This is a genomic window from Actinoplanes sp. TFC3 (assembly GCF_001553785.1).
Taxonomy (GTDB): Bacteria; Actinomycetota; Actinomycetes; order Mycobacteriales; family Micromonosporaceae; genus Actinoplanes.
In genome coordinates, this window is the sequence record NZ_LOJP01000001.1 from 2,700,871 (window position 1) to 2,706,870 (window position 6,000).

2 protein-coding genes (1 of these 2 only partly in view) are annotated in these 6,000 nt (G+C 71.8%); both read right to left on the minus strand.

Annotation, left to right across the window (positions count from 1 at the left end; translation table 11 throughout):
• Positions 1 to 4,057: the start of an SDR family NAD(P)-dependent oxidoreductase gene (locus TFC3_RS36955; RefSeq protein ID WP_067499197.1), read on the minus strand. It extends 24,917 nt beyond the left edge of the window; 4,057 of the gene's 28,974 nt are visible here — the first part of the coding sequence; its start codon is at positions 4,055 to 4,057; its stop codon lies beyond the left edge, outside the window.
• A gap of 3 nt (positions 4,058 to 4,060) precedes the next feature.
• Positions 4,061 to 6,000: type I polyketide synthase (locus TFC3_RS12000; protein ID WP_161952583.1), on the minus strand; the 1,940-nt coding region annotated here is incomplete at its 5' end.

A 6,000-nucleotide genomic window follows, 5' to 3' on the forward strand; every position in this document is an offset into this window, starting at 1 on the left:
ACGCGAACGGCAGGTGCAGCCCGTCGCCGTCGAGCAGCGCCGCCGTGGCCTGCAGTGCCGCGTCGAGGATGCTCGGGTGCAGCGTGAACTCACCGGCGGCGGGCGCGACGGCCTCGGGCAGCCGCAGCCGGGCGAGCACCTGCCGGTCGCCGAGGTCGATGCTGTCGATGCCGCGGTGCGCCGGCCCATAGGTCAGCCCGAGACCGGCAAAACGCTCGTAGCACTGGGCGGCGTCGAGGCGCCCGGCGGTGCAGGCGGTGTGCAGCGCATCGAGGTCGAGCCGCGGGGTGCTGACGGCGGCGAGGGGTTCGACAACGCCGCGGCTGTGCGGGACGTCGCTGTCGGCGCTGATGATGGTGAAGGTGAGCGGGTCGCCGGACAGCGTGGTGTGCACGCGGATCGGCTGCGGCCCGGCCTTGAGCGGGTGCGCCCAGATGACGTTGCGCACGGCGATCGCGGCGGGCGGCTCGTCGAGCGAGGCGGCCAGCGCGGCCAGCGCCATTTCGAGGTAGGCGACGCCGGGCAGCACCCGCTCCCCGCGGACGACGTGGTCGTGCAGGAAGAACTCGTCGCCGGTGAACTCCGCGGCGATGCGCACCGAGCCGAGCCCGGAAATGTTGTGGTGCAGCAACGGATGCAGCTGTGTTCCCGGTGTGGTGGTGAGCCGGTCGGCCGGCCACAGCCGCTCGCGGGCGAACGGATAGCCGGGCAGGGACACGATCCGGCCGGTACGACCAGCGCGCACCCGCGACCAGTCCACCGCCCAGCCCTCGGCCCACCGCTGCAGCTCCCGGCCCAGCTCACCCCGCCCGGCCCGCAGTTCCTCACCCGCTTGACCATCCAGGTACGCCCGCAGCCCCCCGCTCAGCTCAGCGATCGAGGCAGCCGGGAACGCCAGCCGGCACTCCATTTCCTCGCGCCCGACCTGCAACGTGTACGCCAGGTCGGCCAGCTCGGGGCTGTGCCGGTGCACCGCGTCCAGCAGGTCCTGCACGCGTTCGCGCAGGCGCTGCGGGTCACGGGCGGACAGCACGATCGCCTCGGTGTGCGGCTCCCCCGCCACCGGGGCAGGCTGCGGGTATTCGGCCAGCACCACGTGCGCGTTGGCGCCCCCGGCACCGAACGAGGACACCCCGGCGATGCGGGTGCCGCCCGCCGGCTCCCACGCGGTCACCTCCCGGTTGACCCGGAATGGCGTACGGGTGAAGTCGATGTCCGGGTTGAGTTCGTCGGCGTGCAGGCTGGGCACCAGCGTGCGATGCCGCATCTGCAGCACCACCTTGATCAGCCCGGCGATACCCGCCGCCGCCTCGAGGTGCCCGATGTTGCTCTTCGCCGACCCCACCGCGCAGGCCGCTTCCGAATCCGGTCCGGCGCCGAAGACCTGGGTGAGCCCGTCGATCTCGATGGGGTCGCCCAGCGCGGTGCCGGTGCCGTGGGTCTCCACGTAGCTCACGTCCTGCGCCCGGACGCCGCCGCGGTGCAGGGCGACGCGGACCACCTCGGCCTGCGCGGCCGGGTCAGGCACGGTGTAACCGTTGGTACGCCCGCCGTGGTTGACGCTGCTGCCGTGCAGGACGGCGTGGACGTGGTCGCCGTCGCGTTCGGCCTCGCCAAGGCGCTTGAGCACCACCACCGCGACGCCCTCACCAGGGACGAACCCGGTGCCACCGGCACCGAAGCTGCGGCACCGCCCGTCATCGGAAAGCATCCGCTTGCTCGACATGAGCCGGTAGTTCGACGGGTGCAGGTACAGGTTGACGCCGCCGACCACGGCCATGTCGCAGTCGCCGCGGCGCAGGTTCTCCATGGCCTCGTGCACGGCGCTCAGCGACGACGAGCACATGGTGTCGATGGGCAGGCTCGGGCCATGCAGGTCGAGCACATAGGACACCCGGTTGGCGGTGGAGGCAAACGAGGTGAGCGGGTGCAGTTTGTCGTGGCGGCGCCACAGCTCGGGGCCGTACAGGTCGAAACCAGTTTTCGAGATGCCGGCGAACACGCCGACGCGGGTGCCGGTGCGGCGCCGCCGCGGGTAGCCGGCGTTCTCCAGCGCCCGCCACGATTCCTGCAGGAAAAGCCGCTCCTGCGGGTCCATGGCCATGGCCTCTTTCGGCGAGATGCCGAAGAACAACGGGTCGAAGTCGGCGTATCCGTCGAGGAAGCCACCCCACTTGCTGTAGCTGAGCCCGCGCTCGACAGCGGTGTCGCGGTCCGGGTGGTAGAAGCCGTCCAGGGGCCAGCGGTCGGCGGGGATCTCGGTGACGCAGTCGCGCCCGGCGAGCAAGTTGTCCCAGTACTCGTCGATGGTGGCGGCCTGCGGGAAGCGCCCGCTCATGCCGACGATGGCGATCGGCTGCGCGCCTGGCAAGGTTTCCGTTACCGGCGCGGGTTTTGAGGAGACAACGGTAGCGGCAGGGGTGGGGGTGGCGCCGGTCCAGGCCTGGCAGGCCGCGGCGTGGTTGCGCAGCAGGTGGTCGGCGAGCGCAGCCAGCGTGCGGTGCTCGTACAGGGCGGCGCGGGACAGCTCGGGAAACGGTTCGGCCAGGCGGGCATTGAGCCGGGTCACCACCACCGAGTCGATGCCGTAGCTCTCCAGCGGGGCGTCGGCGTCCACGCGGTCCGGGCGCAGACCGGTCACGCTGCTGAACACCTGCTTCAGGCGCTGCAGTAGTTGCTCGCGCGAGGTGGCCGGGGTGTTGCGCTGGAAGGTACGGCGGATGGCGGTGCCGTCCCCGGCCATCACGAGCACCTGGGGGTACGACCCGGCGAGGCACCCGCGCAGCGCGTGCAGCCCGGCGGTGGTGCTCATCGGCGTCATGCCGGTCTCGTCGCGCAGCAGCCGCCGGGTGTCCTCGTCGACGCTCATGCCGCCGTCGGCCCACAACGGCCAATTGATCGATGTGGTACGGCCACAGCGTCGTCCCGCGTCCACCTCACCGTCGCGGTACTCGGCGAACGCGTCCAGGAACGCGTTGGCGGCCGCGTAGTCGCTCTGCCCGGCGTTGCCCGTGATCGCGGCCGCCGAGGAGAACAGCACGAAGAAGTCCAGGTCGAGTTCCCGGGTCGCCGCGTCCAGGTTCACTGTTCCGGCAACCTTGGGCGCCAGCACGCCTCGCAGCTCGTCGGCGCTCTTACGGACCACGTAGTTGTCCTGGTGCACCCCGGCGCTGTGCACCACGCCGTCGATCCTGCCGTACGCCTCGCGGACGCCCGCCACCAGCGCATCGACCTGGTCGGCGTCGGCGATGTCGGCCTGCTGGTAGCGCACCTCGATGCCGGGGCGCCCGAGGTGGGCGAGCAGCGCGGCCACCTCGGAACGCGCTGCGGAACGGCCGGTCAGGATCACCGTGGCCCGGCGCATCGAGGCGGAGATCTCCCCGGCGATCAGCCGGCCCAGTCCTCCGGCGCCGCCGGTGAGCAGGTAGACGCCGCCTTCCTTCCAGGGCAGCGCCGCCTCGCCCGGCAGCGGGTGATCCGGCCAGCGCAGCGCCTCAATCCCGGCCGGCCCGCAGCGCAGCACCGGCTCCTCCGGCATCGCGCGGGCCGCGCTCAGCCAGCGTTCCAGGGTTGCGGTACCCGCGTCCGGGTCCGCCAGCACGAGTTGGGCCTGCAGCCGCGGGTTCTCGCGGGCGGCGCTGGCCAGGATGCCGGACAGGCCCCGGTACACGCCTTGCTCGCCGGTGGCCGGGCACACCAGCTGCACCAGGGTCGGCGGCAGCGACTCCGCGGTGACCACAGCTTGGACGGCGTCGAGGGTCTGCGCGGCCAGCGCGGTGTAGCGCGCGGCCAGTTCCCCCGCCCCGGCGTCCAGCGTGATCAGCCGCTCGTGCGCGGGCAGCTCAACACCCGCGGTTAGCACCATGACGGCTCGCTCGTCGGTGGCAGGCTGGGGTTCCGCGATGTGCTGCCAGGCCGGGCGCAATGTCACCAGCTCGTCCGAGGTGCCCGGTGCGGCCGGTTCCCCGGCGTGGCGGGCCAGCAATTGCTTGGCCTGCTCGCGGCTGATGCGGTTGTTCCTGAGGTCCAGCAGAACCTGCTCGATGCGGATGTCCACGGTTCAGCGGCTCCCGATTTCCTTGTGGCGGCCGGTGTTCAGCGAGGTACGCAGGCGCTCGGCGGCGGCGCCGGCCTCGAGTGATTCGCTGAGGTAGCCATCGATGACCTCGTCGAGCAGGGCGTCCAGTTCCCCGGCGACCGGTTCCTCGGCGATCCAGTAGCGCTCGCGGGCGAAGGGGTAGCCCGGCAGCGCGACGATGCGGTGCCGGCCCTGCTGCAGCGGGGTCCAGTCGATGTCGAGCCCGCGCACCCAGGCCCCGGCGAGCTTGGCGTGGTGGCCCTTGGCGAGCCAGGACGCGGCCAGTTCGGCCAGGTCCTCGGCGTCGGGCAGGACGCCGGCCCGGCCGCGGAACGCGTTGCCACCCGGCTGGTTCAGCTGATCGCGCAGCGCCGCGACCAGCTCGTTGATCGAGGTGACCACCACGGCGAGGCGATCCGGCATGGCTTCGCGTCCGACGCGCAGGGTGTGGGCGAGGTCGGCCAGCCGTACCGGGTGATGCTCGTTCTGCTCCAGCCAGCCCAGCAGGTCGCGGATGCGCTCCTGCAGCCGGTCGCCGTCCTTGGCCGACAGCAGCACGATCTGCGGTCCCGTGGTGTCGTCGGCCGGTACGTCGGTGGCCTGGTATTCCTCCAGCACTACGTGGGCGTTGGCGCCACCGGCGCCGAACGAGGACACCCCGGCGCGGCGCGGCGTCGGCTGCGCCGGCCAGGGCGTCACCGTCTGCTGCAGCCGGAACGGGGTGGCCGCCAGGTCCAGGTGCGGGTTCACCGCCTCGGCGTGCAGGCTGGGCACCAGCTCGCCGTGCTGCAGCTGCAGAATTACCTTGCAGACCCCGGCGATCCCGGCGGCGGCCTCGGCGTGCCCGATGTTGGTCTTGACCGAGCCGAGCGCGCAGGACTGCGGGGGCACCGCGTCGGGGGCGAACGCCCGGATAAGGCCGTTGATCTCGATGGGGTCGCCCAGCGCGGTGCCGGTGCCGTGGGCTTCGATGTAGCCGATGGTGCGCGCGTCCACCCCGGCCTTGTCCAGCGCCTTGCGGATGACCTCGCCCTGCGCGACCGGGTTGGGCACGGTGTAGCCGTTGGTGGCGCCGCCGTGGTTGATCGCGGTACCCCGGATGACGGCGTGGATGGTGTCGCCGTCGCGTTCGGCGTCGGCGAGGCGTTTGAGCACCAGCGCGCCGACGCCCTCGCCGGGGACGAAGCCGTTGCCGCCATCGCCGAAGCTGTGGCACCGCCCGTCGTCGGAGAGCATGCCCAACGCGGAGAGGTTCACGTAGCTCGAAGGGTGCAGGTACAGGTTGACCCCGCCGGCCAGCGCCATCTCACAGTCGCCGCGCAGCAGGTGCTCGCAGGCCTCGTGCAGCGCGGTCAGCGACGACGAGCACATGGTGTCGATCGGCATGCTGGGCCCGTTGAGGTCGAGCTTGAAGGACACCCGGTTGGCGATCGAGCCGAACGAGGTGAACGGGTAGGCGGTGTCGCCGGCCTGCCAGCGTGCGGGGCCGTACAGGTTGTGCCCGGCGCGGGTGACGCCGACGAAGACACCGACCTGCCCGCCGGTGGTGGTGTGCAGCCGCGCCCGGGTGTAGCCGGCGTTTTCGAGGGCCTTCCACACCTCCTGCAGGAACAGCCGCTCCTGCGGGTCCATGTCGCGCGCCTCGTTCGGGGTGATCTCGAAGAACAGCGGGTCGAAGTCGGCGAACCCGTCGAGGAAGCCACCCCATTTGCTGTAGCTGCGGCCGGCGGCGGCGGCGCGCTCGCGGTCGGGTTCGTAAAAGCCGTCCAGCGACCAGCGATCGGCCGGGATCTCGGTGACGCTCTCGCGTCCGGCGCGCAGGTTCTGCCAGTAGGCGCTGAGGTTGTCGGCCTGGGGGAAACGGGCGCTGAGACCGATGATGGCGATGTCGTCGCGGGCGGGGGGCTGTGGACGTACCGGTG